Source organism: Bacillus sp. FSL W7-1360 (assembly GCF_038592975.1).
Lineage (GTDB): Bacteria > Bacillota > Bacilli > Bacillales > Bacillaceae_D > Shouchella > Shouchella lonarensis.
Map to the genome: position 1 here is coordinate 2428678 of NZ_CP151950.1, position 23849 is coordinate 2452526.

The following is a 23849-nucleotide window of genomic DNA, read 5'->3' on the forward strand; positions in this document are numbered from 1 at the left end:
ACTTAGATGATTTGTGAGGAGTTTGTCAATATTTTTGTGGAATATGATTACGCTTTGATATGTAGAGACCGATCTTTCAGTAGTCATGCTGTGAGGATCGGTCTCTGTTTTTAGGAGGCTTTCCTCATCTGATAATCTTGCTGCTTGTCCAGTGCCAACTCACATTCGTCCGGCTTCGGCAACTTGCGTAGTAGTGGCTGCGAAAGCCAATGGAGGGAAACAAAAATGAGCGACACCCCTGCACCGACAAATGTATACATAGGACTGAAGTAAGCCCCAATAAAACCCCCAATAAGTGCCCCGAGCGGAGCAGCTAGTGTGGCGGCGCTCCCTAAAAGAGCTGATACACGACCGAGTATGCGTTCTTCAATGCAACGCTGAGCGATGGAGAGGTTCACCACATTGACAGCACTAATGATGATTGAACCCATCCCAGAGAAAATGATCGATACGACTGGCGAGGGTACAATGGCAGCACATACCAACACGATGCCAGAAATTATGAAACCAATAATATGCAGCGCACCAAGTTTGAAGCGACTAAGCAATGGCGCACTGGCAGTACCGAGCAACATGCCAACGGAGAATGCGGCCATATAGGCGCCGTAGTAAGCAGGCCCGCCTTTTTGCGCAGCAATGGCCGGTAAGTTCGCCATGAGCGCGATCAAAAAGGCATTTGCAATGATTGGACCAATCATCATAGATGGCAAAATCGTTTGTTTGACGTAGGATACACCCTCTTTTAAATCAGCCCGATAGTTTCGCATGATGGTTGGCAGTGTGTTGTGCTCGGCAGATTCGTCCGTGATTGTTGTGATCTTTAAGCGTGTAAATAAGAAAGAGGTGAGCAAGAACAAAAATGCCGTGAGAAACAGCAAGATTGGTGCACCTGTGATGACCAATAAGACACCAGCAACCGCCATAAATAAAATGTCGGTTCCTTGATAAGCGAATCTCATGTAAGTATTTGCTTTCATGAGTTCATTTTTTTCAACAATCCGCGGCAATAGTGCGCTTTGCGCCGGGTAAGCAAACTCATTGACACAAGAAGCAATAAACATGACGAGTAGCAACCAATGCACGGTTAATACATCCAAAACAAACAGTATTGGTAATGTCAATAATAAAATAAATTGAAGGAACTGTGTGATGACTAAAAGCGATTTTAAATTCGTGCGGTCTACATACGGACCGGTTAAAAACTGAAATACAGATGGGATCGTTGTCAAAAATAATGCAATCCCACTGTACAACGGACTTCCCGTTAATTCAAACGCGAGCCACATCGCCATAAAGTAGTAGATGCTGTCACCAATGTTACTAAATAGTCTACCGGAAAATAAGTACCAAAAATTAGCTTTTCTCATTTCATCCCTCTTCCTAGGACATGTCAATGGCATGTCTTATTAAATTTAATTTAACCGTTAAAATTAATTTTAACGGTTAAATTAAATTTAAATGATGTATAATAGGTTTGTCAATCTTTTTTTCTAAAGAGGTGAGTAAATTTGGCTAAGAATGATCTTCAACTTGTAAAAGCGATGTTCAATGAGACGAAACGAGAAATTATGAAGTCGATTAGTGCTAAAGAAAGAACGGTAAAGGAAATTGCCGCGGATATCAATATTCCTGCCTCACGTCTGTATTATCACATGAAACAATTAGAAGAATTGAAGGTGATTGTAAAGACAAAAACGGAGCAAAAAGGCAATTTGCGGGAGAATTATTATATGTCGCAATCGGGGGAGATGAATTTCACGTCGCTTGATGATGATGAGATGAAAGAAATACTTCCCGAAGTTATACGCCATGTAAATGAAACAGTTGCCAAAGCAATGACTTTGTTCGAGGAAGGCCTCTACGAAGAGGAGACGGGAGAAAGTAGAGGGTCATTGGTCTTTTTGCATACGCCGATGACGTACGCGCAATGGAAAAAAGCGAATAAAGCCATTAAGCTTGTGCTGGATGAAGCTGAAGCCGAAGCCGATGCAACCGATACAGAGTCAGGGGAAGAGAAGCATGACTACACTTATATGCTTTTAACATACAAGCAGGAGGGGGAGTAAACACACAAAAAACCAGCTGTCAATCGACGGCTGGTTTTTTGCGATCTTTATTCTGGTCGTGGCGAATATTGCGTAAGTGGTGGTGTCGGTTGACCGAATGGGTATTCATAAGTAATGGGTTCATCAAAAGTGACATAGTCTAAATTGACCATCAGTAGTAAGTAATGTTCATTTGTTTGTGGATTGCCGAGGATAATATGGTCACGCCCAGCCTCTTCGATTCGCCCACGGAAAATACGGGCATTCCACTCGTTATTGCCTTCAAACGTTTGATAAACAGTCACTTGTTTTCCGCGGTTTAAGCGTAAAATATTTTCAATGAATGATTGTTCAATTGGCAGCATCCCTGGAATTGGTGGAGTCGGTTGTTGCTGCTGTTGCTGCTGTTGCTGTACAAAGCCCGGTACTTGATACTGTTGTGCTGAGAAATAACCAGGTTGATCTCCGACAGGTGGTTGCGGCAACGGCTGTTGTAGAGGTTGCTGTTGTTGAGGGGGTTGTTGTTGCCATGGCTGTTGTTGCTGGGGGGGCTGCTGTTGGGGAGGCTGCTGTTGCCAAGGTTGTTGCTGTACAGGTTGTTGGCGATGAAGTTCAAACCATTCGTGAGGGTACATTTGTATCACTTCCTTTTCCGAATTTAAAATGTATTAAAAACTTCTTCGCAATCCGCAGGGATTGGTTGATAGAAGCAATGCGCTTTATAACGTCCCGTATTCCATTGTCCCCACCATTGTGCCGGGCAAGATCCGTCTGGTCGAAAAAACCATAGCGAAAAATCAGCAGGGCGTGTTCTTTCCCCATCGATAACACGGCGAGCTAACCGGCGATCACGTTCACGTGCGCGTTGATAGAAATAACTTTTTTGTGTGGCTTCAAATCCCCCCGGTGATTGATAAACCATTGCTGGGATCGTGTTGACACCGCCAAAATCGAGACAGCGCACGCGGACGCGATTGATCATCACATTGCCTGCAGCGAGCATGCCTATCTCGCCTTCTCCTTCTGCTTCGGCACGCATCAGTCGGGCAAGCATATCGACATCGCTGGAGGATGCTTTCACGACTGCCATTGCGAACACCTCCTGTTTTGGCATCAGAATTCGTTAGGTCAGGATGGCAACCCCTGAGCCCACTTTGTCTGTGCTGACCTGCAAAATCTGCATTTTTTGCGTCTCTTTCACTATATGAATGGTCAGCTGTTTGTATGACATGAAGGTGAGGGAAAAAGATTTTAAAAAAGTGTTGCATGAACAGAAAAAGGTGTGTTATTGTATATATAGATATAAACACATAAACATATATACACTCTTAGCGTGGAGCAGTACATATGAGATGTTGCACTAATGACGTTTATATTTCAACCTACATGATTATAAGATGACAAGGAGTGTTATTACTATGCAAGATTTTATTAATCAACTATCAGAAATGAATGAGATCGCACAACATCTAGGTATTTTTCTCATTGGAATGATCCCTTTGCTTGAAGTATTTTTTGCCGCGACGGTAGGTGCATTTGTTGGTGCGCCATTTGTAACAGTACTATTGGTTGCGATGATTGGAAACTGGGTTTCAGTGATGATTATTATTTTACCTTTTGATGCATTGTTTACGAGACTGCGGAAAAGAAAACAGGAAAAAAAGGGATTTATCCATGGGAGAGCAGAAAAGGCACGGAGGATGTATGAAAAGTACGGTGTGCCTGGTCTCGCGATTTTAACGCCAATCATTGCACCTGGACATATCGCGGCATTCACATCACTTGCAGCGGGTGCAAGCAAAAATAAAGTAATTTTCTGGCACACAATTAGCATTTTCATATGGGGTGTGCTCGGGATAATTATGGGATATATGTTAGGTTTTACGTTTGTTAGATAACGAGGGTTGGCGGTGAAACGTACTTATGAAAGTATGGAAACTTGTGCTATTTGAATTTAAAACGATATCGGTGTGGCAATACCTTTGGACATGTTTTAATGCAGGGTTCGTCGGTCTTTTGTTAAGTTATATGATTATCGAGCTAGGGATTTTGGAGGGTGAAAGAGGACTAAAGTTCATTGTGGTTAGCCTCATTCTTCTGATATTTTTAGGGCTACCGACGTCATTTGTGATTCGATCTGTGCCTTATCGACTGAAACATAATGGCGTGAGCGTCCCGGACATTTTTTCCTTGTACAAAACGTTCGCGTTAAAAGAAACAGAGGTTATCTGGAGTCGGATCGTTAGTCAGTTATTACATGGGATGTTTTTTAACACCATGTTGCTCGCTAGTGTTGTCACTGTCTTTATACTGCGAGGATATCCGGTATTTCACCACCTCGGGTTAGCACTGTCATGGCTTCTCCTCAGTGCGGTGGCAATGTTCGTGTATGTGATGTGTGAACGGTATCAGGGGCGGAAAGTGAATGGCTATCACCTTTCTTCTTATGGATCACTGTTGCTAGCATTATTGCTTTTACCTGTCGGGTTGCTCACAGATCAATGGTTTTACGGGATTGCCATTGAAGCGGCGATACGTACGCCGTTATGGACGGTGCTTGTTTGTTTCTTGCTGTTTCTTCTCTGTTTAGTTATCATTCCAAAGGTGCTACTGTATCAGTTACGAAAGGGAAATAAAATGATATGAGGTGAGACGATGGGCGTGGTTTTACGGCTTGTTGTAGCAGAGTTCCGGATGACACCGGTGTGGGGTTATGTTGTGACGTGTGTGCTTGCAGTGACCATTGGTACATTGAGTGTGGTCGTTTATGGGATAGGTGAGCCATTCATTTTCAATATGGCGTTTTTATATCCGCTTTTCATCTGTATGTCGTTCTTAATAATGAAGCATACAGGTTATCGATCAAAAAACCGTGGTTTACCTATTTGGCACATTTATCCGTCTTTCGCAATAAAGACAACGAACCTTTATTGGAGTCGTGTTATTAGCCAACTATGTTTTATTCTCTTGTTTCATACAGTTTGTTTCGTTGTTGCAGCAATTGTTTGGCGCATGATGAATGTGAGCTTGCCAGATGTCTCATTGTCCTCTCTCGTTATTTCCTGGTTGTTGCTAAATGGTATGGTCTTTCTTTTTCACGGTAGAAATGAACTTTGTATCGCTTATACAAAGGTAGATGCTTTAAAAATGGTTACATTTATTATGGTGTTCTTGCTTTTTATTTTTTGGATCGGGTTTCATACAAACATATGGATGTTTGAAATGCTCTTCCTTAGTGTAGCACGTTTTCCGATAGCAACACCGGTCATACTCATGTTGTTGCTTGTGGCAATGTTGTTCGTGGGGTTAAAAAGAATGAAGTCGCTCTTAAAAAAGAGGGATATTCGTGTTTGAAAAGTATGCGCAGCGCTTAACTTTTTATAGAAGGAGAGACAGAAATATGAAGACAGTGTTACAGCTTGTGGCAGCGGAGTTTCGGATGACGTCGATTTGGCATTATGTGCTGACAGTATTGTTTGCAGCAGTGAGCGGGGGAGTTGCAGTTGTTGCATATGGTGTAGACGATTCGAATGGGTTTGTTAATTTTGTGCTTTTTTATATCTTTATTTGGGGACCTTTGTTTTTAGTGAGGAAACATTCAGCGTATGTTTTTGCAGGGTCCGGTAATATGAAAAGAATTGGCTTGCTTATTTGGGACATCTATCGATTGTTTCCGCTAAAAGTAACAATGCTTTGTTGGAGTCGGATTGTCAGTCAGATGTGCAGTATGGTGTTATTTTTTACCGTAGGTTTAGTGGTGATGGTCATTGGAATGAGCTGGTTTGACTTGCCCTTTCCTGATGTCTCGCTTATTTCTCTCATTCTTTCATGGTTATTACTAAATGGCATGTGGATGCTTTGGCATGTGATGTATGAACCTGTGATGGTGTATAGCAAGCGTGAACAGATTCAAACCTCTCTAATAATTTTATCCATGGTGATCATATTGCTTGTTTTAGTTTGGAAAAAAAATATATGGTTCTTTGAGACGCTCTTTTATAGCGTGAAATATTACCCTATTGGAACCCCGCTCGTTTTGGCGCTATTATTTACAATTGTATTGTTGATCACACCAAGGAGGATGCGTTTGGAGCTCGAAAGGAGAGATGCCAGTGTTTGAGCGATTACCGATTCAAGTCGATAGTGCAAGTCGAAGCCCGATTTATGATCAAATCGAGGCGCAAATAAAGTCACTCATTGTTGGAGGGCAATTGCCACCCGGCAGTGCATTGCCGTCGATTCGGAAGCTCGCAACACAGCTGTCTTGTAGTGTCATTACAACGCGGCGGGCGTATCAAAATTTAGAGCAAGCGGGCTATATCGAAACATTACAAGGGAAGGGGACGTTTGTAAAAGCAATGTCTGCACGGGAACAAGCGATGCAAAAACATGTGTCATTAGAAGAAGCATTGAAAAAAGCAATTGAAGCTGGACGCCGCTATGGCTATAGTGATGATGAGTTGAAAAAGCTGTTTGCCGAAGCGTTGATGGAGGGATGATGATGATTCAATTAAAAAATGTTGTGAAGCAGGTAGATGAAAGTTTTACATTAGGCCCGGTTTCATTTAAGATTGCACCTGGGATGGTGACGGCGCTGATCGGTCCGAATGGTTCTGGAAAAAGTGTGTTCTTGCGCACGCTAATGGGACTGTCTCATCCTTCAGAAGGTATGATCACGCGCTTTGGTGAAACAGACCACCTTGCACACCAGTGGAAAAATCGTGTCGGTTATGTCCCGCAAACAAGTAGCGGCTATGAAGCCTTTACATTAGCAGAGCTTGCGCAATTGTATCAAATTGGTTATGACAATTGGGACGAGGAAGCTTTTCAAGCGTTTGTAGCGCGCTATGAATTGCCACTAAAAAAACGTTTGAGAGACATGTCAGTGGGGAACCAGCGCCAAGCGCTGTCTGTGCTTGCATTGTCTCGTAATACAGAGCTACTTGTATTAGATGAGCCACTTGCAGGTGTTGATATGTTGGCACAAGGCCTTTTATTAGAAGATTGGATTACTTATTTAGAGGAAAATCCTGAGCGTGCCATTTTATTTGCGACGCATATTCCTGAGGAAGTAAAGGAACTTGCCGATTATATTTATTGCTTACGGCAAGGGAAAGAAGTTGGTTTTTATGAGAAAGACCAGCTACTGGACAGCTATGCGCGTTTCTGGGTGCAGACAGCACCAGAAAATGTTCGAAACCTCCCAGGGGTCATGAGCGTAATAGAGAGAGGGCCCCAAGTGGAAGTGATGACGAGTGCGGTCGATGAGACAGAGGTGGGGTTAACACGCCAACAATTGAAAGTGCTTATGAAAGAGAAATTGACATTCGCAGAGATTTTGCGAGACTTGTTGAAAAGGGGAGTGATGCAAAGTGACGTTAAAAATTGAGCACGTAAGGAAGCAGTTTCAGCAACATGTTGCCGTTGATGGCATTTCGGCAACGATTGAAAAAGGTGATATTTTTGGTTTACTCGGTGCGAACGGTGCTGGAAAGACAACAACTTTCCGAATGATACTAGGGTTGCTCGACCCGACGGAAGGAAGTGTAACGTGGGAAGGCGCGCGCTTGTCGTACAAAAGAACGCACTTAATCGGTTACTTACCAGAAGAGCGTGGGCTTTATCCGAAGTTGACAGTGAAAGATCAGTTAACATATTTAGGTCGTTTAAAAGGCATGAAGAAACCAGCCATTATAAAAGAGCTGAAGCATTGGCTCGAGCGGTTTCAAGTGCCTGAATACGAAAATAAAAAGGTAGAAGAGCTTTCAAAAGGGAACCAGCAAAAAATTCAATTCATTGCAGCAGTGATTCACAAGCCTGAACTGCTCATTTTGGATGAACCGTTTAGTGGGCTTGACCCGGTGAATTCCGATATGTTAAAAGATGCCGTGCACGATTTGCAACAAGCCGGCACAACCATTGTATTTTCTAGCCATCAAATGAACAATGTGGAAGAGATGTGTGAAGACATTATTATGATGAAGCGGGGAAAGGCAATTTTACAAGGGAGTCTTCGCGAAATCAAACGGAGCTATGACATGAAGCGGATCGCTATTCGCACAGATCGCGATGTATCTTTTTTACAAACCGAGCCAGGTGTGACTAGTTATAATGAGACAAAGCAAGACATTGTCATCGAAGTGGAAAATGAGCGCGTCGCCGAGCAGGTATTTCATCAGGTGACTGCAGGGGGATTTGTGTCCAAGTTTGAAGTAGAAGAGCCGCGTTTGCATGACATTTTCATTGATAAAGTAGGGGGTGAGGCAGATGCATAACTTTTGGACGATTGTTGGGCATACGGCGATGTCGCGCTTGAAGACAAAGGCATTTATGTGGTCAACGGTGATTACGATGGTGGTCTTAATTGGGTTTCTTAATATCGGAACAATCATGTCGTTTTTTTCCGGGGAAGATGATGGGACAGACGTTGTGGCTGTTGTGACAGAAGAGGTGGATCGGGCAAGTCTCTCTGATGCATTAAATGAACAAGCAAATGAACAGTCAGGCTATACGTACATGCCTGTTATGACAGAAATGAGCTTAGATGAAGCACTTACAGATGAATACCCTTTTGTACTGCATGTAACTGGTGCGATCGATTCGCTACAAGTGACGCTTTATAGCGATGGGGATGACTATTCCACCACAGACGCTGTGCAACATGATGTGCAGCGCGTGAAGGAAGCATTACTTACGAAACAATTAGATGTGGATGAGGCGCAACTAGCAGCAATTTATGCACCGGTACCATTTGTGAGCCAAGCGTTCGATACAGAAGGAACCGTTGACACGGAAGACACACACCAAAGTCGTTATTGGATGATTTATGGAACGTCGTTTGCCATTTACATTATTGTGCTTTCAGCTAGTATGATGATTGCAACGGAAGTAGCGACAGAAAAATCGTCACGGGTGATGGAATTAATCGTTTCCAGTGTGAATCCGATCATACAGATGTTTGCAAAGCTTACCGGAATTGCGGTTGTGACGTTAGTAAGTATGGCAAGTTTACTTATCGCTGCGGTCATTGGTGCTACCCTGGGTGATATGGGCATAGATCAACTAATTAATGGTGAGATGATTGATTTGGGCTTGCTTGGCTATGCTTTTATTGCCATCGTTATGGGGTACGCGTTGTATGGAGGAATTGCGGCGATGCTTGGGGCGCTCGTCAGTCGCACAGAAGATGTGCAGCAAGCGGTGCAGCCGCTCGTGTTCTTAGCGTTGGCAGCCTTTTTTATGTCGATATTTGGATTTGCGGTGGCAGATACACCTTTTATTAAAGTGGCCTCCTACATCCCATTCTTCTCCCCACAATTGCTCATACTGCGAATTGGGCAAGGGGTCATTGCCCCTTGGGAGATTGTGCTGATTCTCGCTATTCTAGTGGTGAGTGTCATCATCGTCAATCTTCTTGCCGCGCGCGTATACAAAGGTGGCGTACTTATGTACGGCAAGCTATCCTTTAAACAAGGCATTAAACAAGCACTTGCTTTATCGAAAAAGGAGAAGTAAAAACGCTGTTTGTTCTACCTAGACAACTATGGTATGATAAGCAAAAGAAACCTTCATATATAAGAAGGTTTTCTTCTGCTTGTCGTGTGGATACATAATAAGGAGGATCATTCAATGCACAAGAGAATAGGCTTAATAGCCAGCTTATTACTTATGACAGTCGTGCTTGCTGCATGTGGCACGAATGAACCAATTACGGCTGAGTCGGAAGGGTTTTGGAATTCATTTTTCGTCTACCCGATGTCGTGGCTCATTACTTGGTTCTCTGATTTCACGGGAGGACATTACGGTTGGGGGATCGTTATTGTCACGATTCTCATTCGGATTTTAATTTTACCGCTCGCTTTGAAAGCGCAAAAGAGTTCACGTGCGATGCAAAAGTTACGTCCGCAAATGACGGAAATTCAAAAGCGAATGAAAGACGCGCAAGACATGCAAAAAAAGCAAGAAATCCAACGAGAGATGATCGGCTTATATCAAAAGAATGGTGTCAATCCTGCTGCGGGATGTTTACCAGCGATCATTCAAATTCCAATTATCATGGCGCTTTACTTTGCCATTATGCGGACAGAAGCGATCGGTCAAGGACCTGAGAGTCAGTTTCTATGGTTTAATTTAGGGCAAACCGACTATGTACTACCTGTGATTGCAGCGATCACGACGTTTATTGCTTTTAAAATGTCAATGAGTCAAATGCCTGCAAATCCATTAGGTGAAGGCATGCCAAATCCAATGAACATGTTATTGTGGATTTTCCCAGTTTTAATTATTGCAGCAGGGTTTACGTTGCCATCTGCACTTGCATTGTACTGGGTCATCGGTAACCTCTTTATGATTGCACAAACATACTTTGTTGTGATTCGTCCAAACCAACTGGAAAAAGCGGAGAGCGACTAATAAAGCATAACAAAACAAGCCTTTCGCATTGGCGAGAGGCTTGTTTTCAGTTTACACGTGAAAAAATGAGTGGAGCTGCGTTTTTTCCAGCAGATTCCCTACATAAAAAGAACCGAATTCTCCGTAACGCGCTGACACTTCGTCAAAGCGCATTTCATAAACAAGTTTTTTGAACTGGAGGACGTCATCTGCAAACAGTGTGACGCCCCATTCCCAGTCATCAAAGCCAACTGAACCAGAAATGACTTGTTTAACAAGCCCCGCATAGCCGCGGCCGATCAAACTGTGACTTTTCATCAATGTTTTACGCTCGTCCATCGGCAGCATGTACCAATTGTCTTCGCCGTCGCGACGTTTATCCATTGGATAAAAACAAATATGTGCTGTGCGCGGAAGTGTTGGATAAAGGCGGGCGCGCACGTGCGGATTTTGATAAGGATCCTCATTCAACTCACCGGCTAAATAGTTGCTTAGCTCGACGACGGACACATAAGAGTATGCCGGTAATAAGTAAGCGGCAAGACCAGATTTATTTAAGGCAGTCTCAATTTGACCTAGTTCAATCATCGTTGGGCGAAGCAACATAATCATCAAATCTGCTTTTTGTCCAACGATGGTATAGAGGGCATGGCTGCCTTGACCTGCTTGTTCTGTATCTTCCCATTTGCTAATGAGCGACTGAAATTCGCCAATCATTTTCTCTCGTGCTGCTGATGGTACTTCTTTCCATGCGACCCAATCAATGTTGCGAAAGTCATGTAAGGCGTACCAACCATCCAATGTTTTTGCTGCTTCGTTCATTTTGTTCCACCTCGGGTTCCAGAGTACTGAAGTCATTCGCCGGAAGTCCGATACGGTGACTTCTACATTTACTATACCATGCTTTTTGTAACGTTGTCCGTATGACTAAATAAAAGAAAACCCTTACAAAAGCACAATTTAGCGAACACCTTTTCCGACAAAGTGGGCAAGTGCGGCACGGTGTTCAGGCGCTTGACTTGCTTCAACTTGAGCGGAAACTTCCATTTCAAGCACTTCTTGCAAATAGCTGTCTGATCCTTCACGTAAGTTGCGTTTCATTAAACCAAAAGCAGTAGGTGGTAATTGTTTCACCTTTTCAACCCATGGTGTCACATCGCCGATATCGTGGATAAGCCCGATGCGTTTCGCTTCCTCAGCGCCAAAAATTCCTTTCAAAGGCATTTCTAGTGCATTTGCATAACCAATAAGTTTTGGTAAGAAGTACGACGCACCGGCATCTGGAACGAGACCGATATTTAAAAAGCCGAGGCCGAATGTCGCTTTTTCACTCGCAACACGGTAATCACAAGCAAGCGCAATACTGAGGCCGGCGCCGATCGCAATGCCGTTAATAGCAGCAATGATCGGTTTATCAATGGAAGTGATTAACGTAATTAAGCGGTTGTATGTTTCGCGCAGCGCCTCACCGTAATCAAATTCCTCAAACTTACTCAAATCAATGGACTTTAAATCTGCACCAGCACAAAAAGCATCGCCGCTACCAGTTAACACAATTGCCCGGACGTTGTCGTCGTCTTTTGCTTGAGTAAAGGCATCATACAAGGCGCGGTGCATGTCATTATTCAGTGCATTTTTCACTTCTGGGCGTCCTAATGTAATGGTTGCCACATTGTTTGCAATGTTTGTTGAAACGATCGTTGTGTTCATAAAAATGGCCTCCTTCAATCATATCAGTAAAATGATGGCGTTTACACACCACTTCTTCCCATTGTACACGCAATCATAGCAATCCTGCAAACGCAATCAATTTTAAAATTGGCGCTTTCTGTTCACCCATTTCTTTTTTTTAGGAAGAGGGGTATGCTAAAGAGGAAGTGAAAATGCTTGAATCGAATCAGCGGTAAAAGTGATTCGTTGTTAAAGGGGGACATAAATAATGGGTGATTTATTTACAGAAATAAAAGCACATGTTGCGTCACATAAACCGCGTATTGTGTTACCAGAAGGAACGGATGAGCGGGTTTTAACAGCAGCTGCAAAGCTTGCGGCTGATGGCATTGTAAAACCAATTGTCATTGGAGAAGAGGCAGAAATACATGCCCTTGCAAGTCAATGGGGGATAGAAGTAGAAGGCTTGACGATATACGATCCGAATACGTATCCTCATTTTGCGGAAATGGTGGCAGCATTTGTCGAGCGTCGGAAAGGGAAAGAAACGACGGATACAGCACAAATGCGCTTGAAAGATGTGAATTATTTCGGGACGATGCTCGTTTATATGGAAAAAGCGGACGGGCTTGTCAGTGGTGCAGCACATTCAACCGGTGATACAGTCCGTCCGGCGCTGCAAATAATTAAGACAGCGCCTGGAATGAAGCGCACATCTGGGGTTTTTGTGATGGTGAAAGATGAGCAGAAGTTTGTTTTTGCTGATTGTGCGATTAACATTGCGCCAAATGAAGAAGAATTGGCGGAGATTGCGGTGGCAACGGCTGAGACAGCAAAATTATTTGCGATGGAGCCGAAAGTGGCGATGCTCAGTTTCTCGACCCTTGGCTCCGCATCTTCACAAGAAACAAAAAAGGTTGCTGCCGCAACAAAGTTGGCGCAAGCAGCACGACCAGATTTGTTGATTGATGGTGAGTTTCAATTTGACGCGGCATTTGTACCAGCTGTTGCGCAGAAAAAAGCACCTGACTCGCCGCTTCGGGGGGAAGCAAATGTGTTTATTTTCCCAAGTTTAGAGTCAGGGAATTTAGGTTACAAAATTGCTCAACGGCTCGGCGGGTATGATGCCATCGGTCCGATTTTGCAAGGGTTAAACAAACCAGTCAATGATTTGTCGCGCGGTTGTAATACCGACGATGTGTATAAGCTATGCCTTATTACTGGGATGCAAGCAGTTGGACAAACTGTTACTCGGTAAGTTCTTAGGGCTGGAGGCAGCGTTGATGTCGTTCAGTGACACGTTGGACGTGCATCTCATATAATGACTGTTCTTCATGGGTGAACGGAATTGATGTGAGGGTAACCCCCATGTCAGTGAACGCGACTTTGGCACGGTGAGCGATGTCAGTGACCGTATATGATGTATTAAGTAACTCATTTAAGGATGCCATCACAGCTGGTTGGATACATGGCGCGGCGCTCGTGCTACCGCCGGCACGCATATAGAAATCGCGGATGACTTCGCCACGGGCTTGACCACTCCCGGTCACACAAAGGTAAATTTGGACGGCAATGCCGCCACGCATGCGACGTTGTGAAATACCAGCAAATTTTTTCCCATTAATGCTTAAATCATAACTGCCGGGGCAATAGGAGCCGTTCACCTCACCGGTAGCAATGATTGCTTCAGGAAACATGCGACGAATGAGTGAGACCATATACTCATAACCGTCGTCGATGGAGGCAGTCACATCTCCGGGAAAAATGAGCGATAAATTGAAAATCCCTTTATCTAAATGTACAGCGAGACCGCCAGAATTGCGGACGACGACACGATAATTTTTTTGTTCAAGAAATGAAAGACCAGCTTCAATGTGAGGTAAGCGTGTATCTTGCGTACCGAGCACAATCGTGTTGTCATGCACCCAAAAGCGGAGTGCGTATTGCCCATGTCGCCCTGCAAGTGTACAAAGCGTATCGTCAGCCGCAAAAGATGTGAGTGCGCTGTTTGTATTGTGTGTATGGTGCGCTAGAAGTCTCCAGCGAGCAGATTGGATAAAAGCCATCAATAAACTTCCTTTCGACAAGGGTGTGGCAATAGTATAACATGTACTGTTATGTGAAGGAAAAATATACTAACAGAAAATAACGACGCATACGATAGAGCAAGCAGTATCTTGTCAACAAAAAGAGAGGAGGCGCTTTATGCACCAATTAACGATTCGAATCTTAATCGCCCTTGTATTAGGTTCTGTGACCGGTTTAGCATTAAACCAGTGGGCACCGGACTGGTTTGAGTCATTGAATCAGTACGCATTTGATCCAGCAGGGAACTTATTTTTACGTTTAATTATGATGCTTGTTGTGCCGCTTGTGTTTTTATCGATTGTCATAGGTGTGTCCGATTTAGGAAGTCCAAAGCAACTTGGGCGCATGGGGTTGAAGACCGTCGCTTTCTTCTTAGGGACAACAGTGATTGCATTAACGCTTGCGCTTACTGTCGCAACGATTGTGAAACCGGGCGACCCGGGTTTGCTCGGGGAAGGATTGGCAGAAAATTATGAGGCTGTGGAAGCACCGCCATTTATGGAGACGCTCATCAATATTATTCCAAATAACCCAGTAGAGGCTATGTCGTCGGGATCCATGTTACAAATTATTGCCTTTGCCATTTTTGTTGGCTTGGCGATGGCAGTGCTTGGAGAAAAAGTGTCGACAGTGAAAGCGTTCTTTAAACAAGGAAATGACATCATGATGACGCTCGTTACCTTTGTGATGAAGTTTGCGCCAATTGGGGCATTTGCTTTAATTGCTTCTGCTCTCGGTCAGGCGGGTTGGGATGCTGTATTTTCGCTTGGTGCGTATATGTTGACAGTGATTGGCGTCTTGCTTCTTCACGTGGTCGGCGTTTATAGTTGCTTAGTTTATTTCTTCGGGAAAATGAACCCACTGACGTTTTATAAAGGGTTTTTCCCGGCAATGACAATGGCGTTTAGTTTGTCGAGCAGCAATGCAGCTTTACCGTTATCGATGAAAGTAGCCCAAGAGAACTTAGGTGTCTCAAAGCAAGTATCTGGATTTGTCCAGCCGCTTGGTGCGACGATTAATATGGATGGCACGGGCATTATGCAAGCAGTCGCAACCGTGTTTATTGCCCAAGTATACGTTGCTGATTTGTCGTTTGTGGATATGGTCGTGATTGTTTTGACAGCAACACTTGCCAGTATCGGCACTGCGGGTGTGCCGGGTGTCGGTATGATTATGTTAGCGATGGTGCTCACTCAAGTCGGCTTAAGCCCGGCAGGAATTGCACTTGTCATTGGTGTTGATCGACTCCTCGACATGTTAAGAACATCAGTCAACATTACTGGAGATGCAGCGTTAGCAGTCATTGTTGACCGTAGTGAGAAACGGCGTGGGGCATTACCGTCCCATGATTCAGGTGATATATAACTGTATGTATATCGTTTCAAAAAGAGTGGACACTTTTCGTCTGCTCTTTTTTGTGTGTTGAAACGATATCATATATAATGAAAGAAACGTGATCCTAGGGGGATGCGGATGTATGTCATTAAGTTCAAAACGGCTACACGAAGAGAAAGTATTTAAAGACCCTGTACATCGTTATATACACGTACGTGATACGTTAATTTGGTTGTTAATCGGTACAAAAGAGTTTCAGCGATTGCGACGCGTTCGTCAATTGGGGACGACATCCATGACGTTCCATGGTGCAGAGCATTCTCGTTTTAGTCACTCACTTGGCGTGTATGAAATTACCCGGCGAATGATAAGTGTGTTTGCGGGGCGAGATTATTGGAATGAGGAGGACCGTTTGCTTGTGTTAAGTGCGGCGTTATTACATGACGTTGGACACGGACCGTTCTCGCATAGTTTTGAAAAAGTATTTCATACCGACCATGAATGGTGGACAAGGCAGATCATTTTAGGTGAGACGGAAGTGAATGCTGTATTGCGCCAAGTTGATCCACAGTTTCCACAAGCGGTGGCTGATGTGATTGCGAAAAAGTCATCAAATAAACTTGTGACGAGCATGATTTCTAGTCAAATCGATGCCGATCGGATGGATTATTTACTGCGCGACGCTTATTACACAGGAGTAAGCTACGGTCACTTTGATTTAGAACGAATTTTACGGGTGATGCGCCCTGAAAATGATCAAGTAGTAGTGAAAGCGAGTGGCATGCACGCGGTTGAAGACTACATTATGAGTCGTTACCAAATGTATTGGCAAGTGTATTTTCATCCGGTGACACGTAGTTCTGAAGTGATTTTGAGCAAAATTTTGTGGCGGGTGCGCAAGTTACAAGAAAAGGGTTATATATTTCGACAGTCGCCCGACCACTTTGCGTCACTATTTACGAATGAACTCTCACTTGATGACTATTTGCGCTTAGATGAAACGGTCATGTATTTTTATTTCCAAGCATGGCAAGACGAAGAGGACCCGATTTTACGTGATTTATGTATACGTTTTTTAAATCGACGTTTATTTCAATATGTTGAGTTTCAGCCGGAAAAACGCGAGGATGATTGGCGGAGGTTACAACAGTTGTTTACGGAGATTGGCATCGATCCAGCGTATTACTTGGTGCAAGATTCGTCGTCCGATTTACCATATGATGTGTATCGTCCAGGCGCGGGGGAACGTGTGCCAATTCAATTGTTAATGCCAGATGGGTCTTTAAGAGAGTTATCGCAAGAATCGAATGTCGTGGAGGCGATTTCTGGGAAGAAACGAACGGATTATAAGTTGTATTATCCAAAGGACACCCTGTCTGCTTGTGGACAGCGAGTGGCGAGGGAAGAGGCTGTGCGGATATTGACGAGGGGATAAAGAGGCTGTGCCCATGAAGGGTGTGGCTTCTTAAATTGGAGGCACTTTCGGAAACTTATTGTCGTTTTAAACTCATCTGCATTCAGGAGCGTCCATATGATATACTAGTGGCGTGCAATTGTGTAACGGGAAAGGGGCGTGAGGGTGTGGATTTGTTGAACAATGATAACGGCAAGAAGCAGAAACGGTCAGCTGGTTTCACCATTTTAAGCAATGATGCGAATGATGGACACGGCGGCTATGGGGCAGGGACGTTAAACTTAGATCAAGTAACACCTTTATTCATTGATGTTGAGGCAGAAGAAGCATTCATTGATATGGGGGCAATGCACGCCCGCTCGGAAGTGGAAAAACGGGTAAAATTCATCCCTGATGCGGATGCAGTGCCAAAAGAGGGAGAGAAAGCATATTGGCTCGTTTGGATTACAATTGATGTGAAAGACAAGCAGCCTTACTATGCCGGTGTTGCTGGTTGTTATATGACGGTCAATAAAAAAGCAAAGCGTGGGTATAAAAACTTGCCGGAGCACGTGAACTATATGGATAAGTCGATTAAAGGTCATATTCTTGTCGATCACATGGATGTGCGGTCACGAGCGGTGCTTAAAGATTTTCTTAAAGCGCACAATGAAGCGATGTGGCACCATGCTGACGCGAAGTTGCAACAAGACTTGGATGTATGAACAAATCGTGAATAAATGTGGACGATTGTTGCTTAGTGTCTCATTTGCACGTAAACTAGAAAGAGCAAGCGCAAGCATGCTAGGACAAGAAAAACACCGGGGAGACCTGGTGTTTTTTTGTGTATAGACATGATTGCGTAAATAGGACTTTCAAATATTTTGCTTAAAAACGCTCAGCGCATTTCTTTTTCCCGAAACGCGCTGAGACAAATGAGGTTATTAGTATATCACTGGAGGGAGTGCTTACACGCTTTCTAGCTCCTCCACCAACTCACGAAACTTCTCCATCGCCGCTTCAACTGGTGCACTAGTGGTCAAGTCGACACCTACTTTTTGCAGAAGAGCGAGTGGGAAGTCAGCGCTACCACTTTGCAAGAATGTTAAATAGTTGTCACGCACGTCTTCTTTACCGGCTAAAATATCCGTCGCAATTTGAATCGCTGCAGCAAAGCCAGTTGCGTATTGGAATACGTAAAAAGCGCGGTAAAAATGAGGGATGCGTGACCAGCCGTATTTCACTTCATCGTCAAAGACAAGGTCTGGACCATTGTATGTCCGAAACAGGTTTTCATAAAGTGTGTTCAAGCTGCTTGCATCAAGTGGTTCACCATCTTTTGCCCGTTCATGCGTTTGTTTTTCAAAGTCAGCAAACATGACTTGCGTGAAAAAGGTGCTACGGAATTGTTCAATAAAGTGGTTGAGCAAGTATGCGCGTGTGTTGCGATCGGTTGCTTTCTCGAGCATATGATTGATGAGCAAAATTTCATTAACCGTGGAAGCTACTTCTGCGACAAAAATGCGATATTGGGCTGTAATCTGCGGCTGATGCTTGCTTGAATAGTAGCTGTGCATCGCATGCCCCATTTCGTGTGCCAGTGTGAATAAGCTACTTAAGTCGTCATGATGATTGAGTAAGACAAACGGATGAACCCCGTACACACCAAGGTTGTATGCGCCTGAACGTTTTCCAGGTGTTTCTCGCACGTCGATGTAGCGTTTGTCTTTAAAAGAGGAAAGGGTGTCAACATAATCTTTTCCTAATGGTGCAAGTGCCGTCAGCATCATTTCGTATGCCTCGTCATATTGGATGTCCATTTTCACGCCAGGGGTGATGGGAACATTTAAATCATATTGACGGATTTCATCGACCCCAAGCTTGTCTTTCCGCAAGCGCGTGTAGGCGTGGAGCGGTTCAATATTTGCTTTGGCGGTTTCGATGAGTTGCTCATACACGCGTAAGTCGATATTGTCGTTAAACAGCGCTTGCGCTAGCGTTGAGTTGTAACCGCGCATGTTGGAAATCGTTGTGTTTTTCTTCACTTCGGCGGCATAGATTGTTGCAATGGTGTTGTTCATCTCTACATACGGTTTGTAATATGCTTTGTATGCTTCTTTTCGCTTTTCGCGATTTTCATCTTCAATGAGTTTGGCATACATCCCGCGGGTGAGTTGTACTTTCTCCCCACTATCATTGGTTATGTCGCCAAATTGAATGTCAGCGCTGTTATACATATTGAATGTATCACTTGGTGCGGAGAACGTTTCGCCAAATTTAGAAAGGAGTGCCTCTTGGTCTTTTGGTAGCACATGTGCTTTAAAGCGGAATGATTTCCAAAGTTCGTCTTCAAAGTAAGCGAGTGCTTTTTCTGATTGAATGTAGCCCCGCAATGTTTCCTCCTCTAAGCTTAGGAGGAACGGTAAAAAGAATGACGTTGCTTCGCTCAATTTCACGCCGAGTTGAGACGCTTTTGCTTGGAGTTGCTGTGCTTCAGCATTCCTTGTGTCTATGTCAGAAAAGAGCATCGCATAAGCGAACAATTTCCGCATCATAAACGACGTTTTTTCTTGCTTTTCTAAGAAGGCAAGCAAGCTTTTTCCGTCTTGAATGTGTCCATCAAATGTGTTTAATTCATTCGCATTAGCGAGGCATTGGTCTGCTTCTTGTTGCCAGGAAGCGATGTCGGGATAAATATCGGTTAAATCCCATTTTTCTGCTGTAGGTACGTCATCTCGTGATTGATAGGTTGTCATATCGTTCACACTCCTTTTTTCCATCTTCTTTATTGTAGCACGAGTGCTTCAAAATATGTTTGGAAACCGATGAAGACTACAATTGTTTATGAAAATAAGGGGGGAGAGGTGAGGTGGTTATGTTATACTAGACATAAATCTTTGCAAAGAACGTTCTAGTAAAGGCGGTGGAAAAATGCTCTCTTCCGAGCAGAAGAAGTCGATCAAAGGCTTGCAGCAAACAGTCGAGAATGTAGATGGGATTCGAATGAAGTTGAATTGGGACATGCTTGAAATGGAACGAGGCGAGTCAGAAGACTACTTTTATTACGAGGATGGGGTTTTACGCGGCTATTTTGCGGTCTATTCGTTTGGCAACAAACTTGAATGTACAGGGATGGTTGCACCTGAGGTACGTCGGCGTGGCATTGCTCGGCAGATGCTTGCCGACGTATGGCAAGACTGGGGTCGACAAACGGAACGCTTTTTATTAAATGCACCACTTGATTCTGAAAATGGCAACGCTTTTATTCGCGCGGTCGGTGGAAAACGTGCGTTTACAGAATATCAACTTGTATGTAAAGAGATACCTGTACCATCTATCAAGCCAGGGGTAAAAATCCGACCAGCCGTTGAGCAAGATGAAGCCGTCATTTATGCATTCGATGTGGAAGGTTTTGAGATGACGACAGGTGAAGTGAAATCGATGTATGCCAATACAGGGATGACAGGGTTGTATATGATTGAAATAGACGGTATCACTGTCGGTAAGCTTCGTCTCGATCGACAAGAAAAAGAAAGCTGGATTTACGGATTTGTGTTGACAAAAGAAAAACGTGGACAAGGAATTGGACGTGCAGCACTGACAGACGTTGTCCATCGTGAAGTGACGAATGGCAAAGAAGTATGGCTTGATGTGGCGGTCGAAAATGAAGCTGCGTTATCATTATACCGATCCTGTGGTTTTACGATGAGTGGGGCACAAATATATTACCAATTACAAAAGGAAACAGCGCCTGTGTGACTGCACGGCGCTGTTTAAAAATTTATTGATGCAATTGTGACATTACTGTAACTCTACTTCCCCTTCTACAGGGTGTTCTTGCGGAGGCGTTTCTACGCCGTCTTCAATACGAAACCATTTAAATAAACGCTTGAAAAAGCCATCTTCTTTTTTATCAGGCTCTTCTTGAAGGTCTTCAGCTGCTTCGGGATTTTCACACGACTTAACGGGTGCGGTCCCCTCTAAGAAAGAAGTTTCCCTTCCCCCAGGGCAAGCATCTGTTGCGAGCAGGCCAGTATGGGGATCGATCATAACAGAAGTCACACCCAGTGGTTTTGTGAATGGCAATGTTAATTCGTCTGCCATTGCTTTTTCCATAAAATCGGCCCAAATCCGCTTAGCGAGATGCCCTTCCGCTGCTTGGTTGATGTTTTTGTCCTTATCGTACCCTGTCCAAACAACTGTAACAAGCTGTGGTGTATAGCCAACCATCCAACTATCACGAGGGGTTGATCCTGACTTTCCTGCAGTTGGATGAGTCAGTTGTTTGGCAACACTGCCACCGGTTACAGACGTGTAGCTGTTCAACGAAGGTTCAAATACTGCTTTCATCATGTCGGTGAGCACGTATGTGGTTGCTTCATCAAGTACCTCTTCAAATTTTGCTTCTTGTTTAAAGGACTCTTTGCCGTTCTCATCAACCACTTTTTTAATAAATACGGGTGCACTCAATTTTCCCCCGTTTGCTAAAGCTGTGTAAGCATTGGCCATGTCAAGGATGGAGACGGGTTGCGCACCAAGGGCGAGTGATGGTTGTTCAGCAAATGAACCAAGTCCAAGTCGGTCGGACAGGGTGACTAGCTCATCTTGTCCAATAGACAAGTGTGTTTTGAGCGCGTAAATATTGTCTGAATACGCAATTGCTTCTAGCATCGTAATATAATCATTGGCATACACATCGTTGAAGTTGCGCGGTGCGTATGTTTTGTTGTTGTCATACGTAAAAGAGGTGGCTTCACTCAAAAACGTTGAAACAGGTGTAAAACCATTTTCTAAAGCAGCGTAATATAAAAATGGTTTCATTGTTGAACCCGGGTTACGTTTCGCCTGCGTTGCCCGATTAAATGGACTTTCAGCATAGTCTTTCCCGCCAACAAATGCCTTCACTTCGGCCGTTCTTGGATCGATTGCGACAAGTGCGACTTGCAAATCGGAATCAGGCATGTAGTGGTCAATGATTGACTCGGCCTCTTGTTGTAAATTAGGATCGAGTGTCGTATGCACAGTGAGGTGATCGGTGCCTGTATCGTCCATTTGCCCGTTTGCTTGAAGGGTTGCTTTGACGTGATCAAGGAAGTAAGGGGCGTTTGCTTGCGGTGCCGTAGATACTTCTTTCACGAAGTTGAGTGGTTCTTCTTTTGCCTGTTGTGCCTCTTGTTCTGTAATGAAATCCATTTCCACCATACTTGCTAAAATAATGGCTTGACGGTCTTGTGCTTTTTCTAAGTCGACAAGAGGAGAATAGTAACTAGGACCTTTTGGAACGCCTGCTAGCATGGCTGATTCGGCAAGAGAGAGGTCTTTTGCTGACTTCCCAAAGAAATGTTGTGCGGCCGCTTCGATGCCGTAAGCGCCGTGTCCATAGTAAACCGTGTTTAAATAACCAGCAAGAATGTCCTCTTTAGAAAAATGTGCCTCTAGTCTAAGAGAATAAAGCAGCTCATTCCACTTTCGTAGCCATGTTTTCTCATGCGTTAAGTATAAATTGCGTGCGTATTGTTGGGTAATCGTGCTCGCTCCTTGTGATCTAGAACCGGTCCTAATATTGGCGAGGATCGATCCGCCAATACGCTTAATATCAAATCCCCAGTGTCCATAGAAACGACGATCTTCAATGGCGACGGTGGCATCTACAATATGTGGGGACATCTCTTCTAATGAGACGGGTTTCCGTGAATTTGTTGAACCGCTGACGAGTAAGGTTGCGTCCGCTGCAAGAAACTCAGTTGTCCCGGTAACATCAATTGGTGGTGGACCTTGCATCCGAACATAGGATAGTAAAACGATCAAGCTAAGTAAGAGAGCAATTGCAACAATCAGTGAGAAACGAAAGAAGAAATATAGTTTTTTGAAGCGACGACGTTTATTTCTTGTAGCAATGTTCACATGAAACCATCCTCTCTATTTAGGGAAACGTCTTTACGTTTATTTTGGCAAGAAACGTGTTTTTTTAAACGTTGTCTTAATTGTTGAATGAATCCAAGTCACTCACTTTCCTTGTTGAATCTGGTATACTTAATTGTGGGAGATGGTGACAATCATCTCGCTAGTCACATCAAGAGAGGCGAGGGATGATCATATGACAGACTGGTTTACAGAGAAACAGACAGAACATGTTGGGATTACGATGGCAATTGAAGAAACATTACATAGCGAGAAAACAGCATTCCAACAATTGGATATGGTGAAGACACGACAATTCGGCAATATGCTTTTACTAGACGGGATGGTCATGACGACGGAAAAAGACGAGTTCGTCTATCATGAGATGGTTACGCATGTGCCGTTGTTCACGCATCCTCACCCGAAACACGTGCTCGTTGTTGGTGGTGGTGATGGTGGGGCGATTCGTGAGGTGTTAAAGCACCCATCCGTTGAAAAAGCGACGCTTGTGGAAATCGATGGAAAAGTAATTGAATATGCGAAAAAATATTTGCCGACGATTGCGGGTTCATTATGTGATGACCGGGTAGAAGTAAAGGTCGATGACGGGTTTGCTCATATTGCGCATGCGAAAGAGGCGTATGACGTCATTATGGTTGACTCTACTGAGCCAGTTGGGCCAGCAGTAAAATTGTTTGAGCGTGGTTTCTATGAAGGAATTTCACGTGCGTTAAAGCCGGACGGGCTGTTTGTCGCACAAACAGATAATCCATGGTTTCAGCCGGAATTGTTAGCAAAAGTGTACACGGATATCCAGGAAATCTTTCCAATTACTCGCGTATACACGGCGAATATCCCGACATACCCTAGTGGATTGTGGACATTTACAATCGGTTCTAAACAGTATGATCCTACAAAAGTAGCCTCAACACGCTTTCATACGCTAGAGACGAAGTACTATACGCCCGCGCTCCATATGGCAGCGTTTGCTTTGCCGAAATTTGTGCAGGACTTGTTGAAGTAGG

General features: G+C 44.0%; 24 protein-coding genes. 16 read left to right on the top strand and 8 right to left on the bottom strand.

The genetic code is table 11. The annotated features are described in order from the left end of the window. Nucleotides 1-110 precede the first annotated feature (110 nt). Nucleotides 111-1367, bottom strand: coding sequence for an MFS transporter (locus NSQ26_RS12580; protein ID WP_499718391.1), 1257 nt, complete (start codon nucleotides 1365-1367; stop codon nucleotides 111-113). Nucleotides 1368-1508: 141 nt separating this feature from the next. Between NSQ26_RS12580 and NSQ26_RS12585 the strand changes: the two genes are divergently transcribed. Next, nucleotides 1509-2066 (top strand): winged helix-turn-helix domain-containing protein, encoded by a 558-nt coding sequence (locus NSQ26_RS12585; protein WP_499718392.1) that lies wholly within the window; start codon nucleotides 1509-1511, stop codon nucleotides 2064-2066. A 47-nt stretch (nucleotides 2067-2113) separates the two neighbouring features. Here the strand turns inward: NSQ26_RS12585 and gerQ are convergent, their stop codons facing one another. Together gerQ and NSQ26_RS12595 are read right to left on the bottom strand one after the other, a co-directional pair. Continuing rightward, nucleotides 2114-2680, bottom strand: coding sequence for a spore coat protein GerQ (gene gerQ / locus NSQ26_RS12590; protein ID WP_499718393.1), 567 nt, complete (start codon nucleotides 2678-2680; stop codon nucleotides 2114-2116). Nucleotides 2681-2703: 23 nt separating this feature from the next. Then, entirely contained in the window at nucleotides 2704-3135 is a 432-nt protein-coding gene (locus NSQ26_RS12595; RefSeq protein WP_499718394.1) for a cell wall hydrolase, read from the bottom strand. Nucleotides 3136-3463: 328 nt separating this feature from the next. On the opposite strand from NSQ26_RS12595, the gene NSQ26_RS12600 reads away from it, so the two are divergent. The 9 genes from NSQ26_RS12600 (at nucleotide 3464) to yidC (ending at nucleotide 10457) form a co-directional block, all read left to right on the top strand. Further along, nucleotides 3464-3943: a small multi-drug export protein gene (locus NSQ26_RS12600; RefSeq protein ID WP_176763755.1), complete on the top strand. Its 480-nt coding sequence runs from the start codon at nucleotides 3464-3466 to the stop codon at nucleotides 3941-3943. A gap of 25 nt (nucleotides 3944-3968) precedes the next feature. Continuing rightward, on the top strand, nucleotides 3969-4691 hold the full coding sequence (locus tag NSQ26_RS12605) for a hypothetical protein (RefSeq protein WP_499718395.1): 723 nt from the start codon (nucleotides 3969-3971) through the stop codon (nucleotides 4689-4691). A gap of 9 nt (nucleotides 4692-4700) precedes the next feature. After that, nucleotides 4701-5399, top strand: coding sequence for a hypothetical protein (locus NSQ26_RS12610; protein WP_499718396.1), 699 nt, complete (start codon nucleotides 4701-4703; stop codon nucleotides 5397-5399). 46 nt (nucleotides 5400-5445) lie between these two features. Beyond that, on the top strand, nucleotides 5446-6165 hold the full coding sequence (locus NSQ26_RS12615; protein WP_499718397.1) for a hypothetical protein: 720 nt from the start codon (nucleotides 5446-5448) through the stop codon (nucleotides 6163-6165). Then, nucleotides 6158-6544, top strand: a complete 387-nt coding sequence (locus tag NSQ26_RS12620) for a GntR family transcriptional regulator (protein ID WP_499718398.1) — start codon at nucleotides 6158-6160, stop codon at nucleotides 6542-6544. The genes NSQ26_RS12615 and NSQ26_RS12620 overlap by 8 nt, the downstream gene beginning before the upstream one ends. Nucleotides 6545-6546: 2 nt before the next feature. Next, a complete protein-coding gene (locus NSQ26_RS12625) occupies nucleotides 6547-7434 on the top strand; it encodes an ATP-binding cassette domain-containing protein (RefSeq protein WP_499718399.1) in 888 nt (295 codons plus the stop codon). Beyond that, complete coding sequence (locus NSQ26_RS12630) at nucleotides 7418-8320, top strand: ABC transporter ATP-binding protein (protein ID WP_499718400.1); 903 nt, start codon at nucleotides 7418-7420, stop codon at nucleotides 8318-8320. The genes NSQ26_RS12625 and NSQ26_RS12630 overlap by 17 nt, the downstream gene beginning before the upstream one ends. Continuing rightward, nucleotides 8313-9560, top strand: a complete 1248-nt coding sequence (locus tag NSQ26_RS12635; RefSeq protein WP_499718401.1) for an ABC transporter permease — start codon at nucleotides 8313-8315, stop codon at nucleotides 9558-9560. Before NSQ26_RS12630 ends, NSQ26_RS12635 begins: the two co-directional genes overlap by 8 nt. 114 nt (nucleotides 9561-9674) lie before the next feature. Continuing rightward, nucleotides 9675-10457, top strand: a complete 783-nt coding sequence (yidC, locus tag NSQ26_RS12640) for a membrane protein insertase YidC (RefSeq protein ID WP_499718402.1) — start codon at nucleotides 9675-9677, stop codon at nucleotides 10455-10457. A gap of 51 nt (nucleotides 10458-10508) precedes the next feature. Here the strand turns inward: yidC and hemQ are convergent, their stop codons facing one another. Together hemQ and NSQ26_RS12650 are read right to left on the bottom strand one after the other, a co-directional pair. Then, complete coding sequence (hemQ, locus tag NSQ26_RS12645) at nucleotides 10509-11258, bottom strand: hydrogen peroxide-dependent heme synthase (protein ID WP_499718403.1); 750 nt, start codon at nucleotides 11256-11258, stop codon at nucleotides 10509-10511. A gap of 138 nt (nucleotides 11259-11396) precedes the next feature. Continuing rightward, nucleotides 11397-12146: an enoyl-CoA hydratase/isomerase family protein gene (locus tag NSQ26_RS12650; protein WP_499718404.1), complete on the bottom strand. Its 750-nt coding sequence runs from the start codon at nucleotides 12144-12146 to the stop codon at nucleotides 11397-11399. A gap of 229 nt (nucleotides 12147-12375) precedes the next feature. Here NSQ26_RS12650 and pta point away from each other — a divergent pair, with 229 nt between their 5' ends. Beyond that, entirely contained in the window at nucleotides 12376-13365 is a 990-nt protein-coding gene (pta, locus tag NSQ26_RS12655; RefSeq protein WP_499718405.1) for a phosphate acetyltransferase, read from the top strand. 4 nt (nucleotides 13366-13369) lie between these two features. Here pta and NSQ26_RS12660 read toward each other — a convergent pair whose 3' ends face one another. Continuing rightward, the gene (locus NSQ26_RS12660; protein ID WP_499718406.1) at nucleotides 13370-14173 is read right to left on the bottom strand and encodes a lipoate--protein ligase family protein; all 804 of its coding nucleotides are present in this window, start codon (nucleotides 14171-14173) and stop codon (nucleotides 13370-13372) included. A gap of 139 nt (nucleotides 14174-14312) precedes the next feature. Here NSQ26_RS12660 and NSQ26_RS12665 point away from each other — a divergent pair, with 139 nt between their 5' ends. The 3 genes from NSQ26_RS12665 (at nucleotide 14313) to NSQ26_RS12675 (ending at nucleotide 17648) form a co-directional block, all read left to right on the top strand. Beyond that, nucleotides 14313-15560, top strand: coding sequence for a dicarboxylate/amino acid:cation symporter (locus NSQ26_RS12665; RefSeq protein ID WP_499718407.1), 1248 nt, complete (start codon nucleotides 14313-14315; stop codon nucleotides 15558-15560). Nucleotides 15561-15672: 112 nt separating this feature from the next. Beyond that, nucleotides 15673-16965: an HD domain-containing protein gene (locus tag NSQ26_RS12670; protein ID WP_499718408.1), complete on the top strand. Its 1293-nt coding sequence runs from the start codon at nucleotides 15673-15675 to the stop codon at nucleotides 16963-16965. A gap of 146 nt (nucleotides 16966-17111) precedes the next feature. Beyond that, the gene (locus NSQ26_RS12675) at nucleotides 17112-17648 is read left to right on the top strand and encodes a YwhD family protein (RefSeq protein WP_499718409.1); all 537 of its coding nucleotides are present in this window, start codon (nucleotides 17112-17114) and stop codon (nucleotides 17646-17648) included. A gap of 243 nt (nucleotides 17649-17891) precedes the next feature. Here NSQ26_RS12675 and pepF read toward each other — a convergent pair whose 3' ends face one another. After that, nucleotides 17892-19679: an oligoendopeptidase F gene (gene pepF / locus NSQ26_RS12680; RefSeq protein ID WP_499718410.1), complete on the bottom strand. Its 1788-nt coding sequence runs from the start codon at nucleotides 19677-19679 to the stop codon at nucleotides 17892-17894. A 175-nt stretch (nucleotides 19680-19854) separates the two neighbouring features. Here pepF and NSQ26_RS12685 point away from each other — a divergent pair, with 175 nt between their 5' ends. Next, nucleotides 19855-20682, top strand: coding sequence for a GNAT family N-acetyltransferase (locus NSQ26_RS12685; RefSeq protein ID WP_090774661.1), 828 nt, complete (start codon nucleotides 19855-19857; stop codon nucleotides 20680-20682). Between the two features lie 42 nt (nucleotides 20683-20724). On the opposite strand, the gene NSQ26_RS12690 is transcribed toward NSQ26_RS12685, so the two are convergent. Then, complete coding sequence (locus NSQ26_RS12690; RefSeq protein WP_499718411.1) at nucleotides 20725-22827, bottom strand: transglycosylase domain-containing protein; 2103 nt, start codon at nucleotides 22825-22827, stop codon at nucleotides 20725-20727. A gap of 193 nt (nucleotides 22828-23020) precedes the next feature. Here NSQ26_RS12690 and speE point away from each other — a divergent pair, with 193 nt between their 5' ends. Further along, nucleotides 23021-23848 carry a polyamine aminopropyltransferase gene (gene speE / locus NSQ26_RS12695; protein ID WP_499718412.1) on the top strand — a complete coding sequence of 276 codons (828 nt, stop codon included), beginning with the start codon at nucleotides 23021-23023 and terminating at the stop codon, nucleotides 23846-23848. Nucleotide 23849 lies beyond the last annotated feature (1 nt).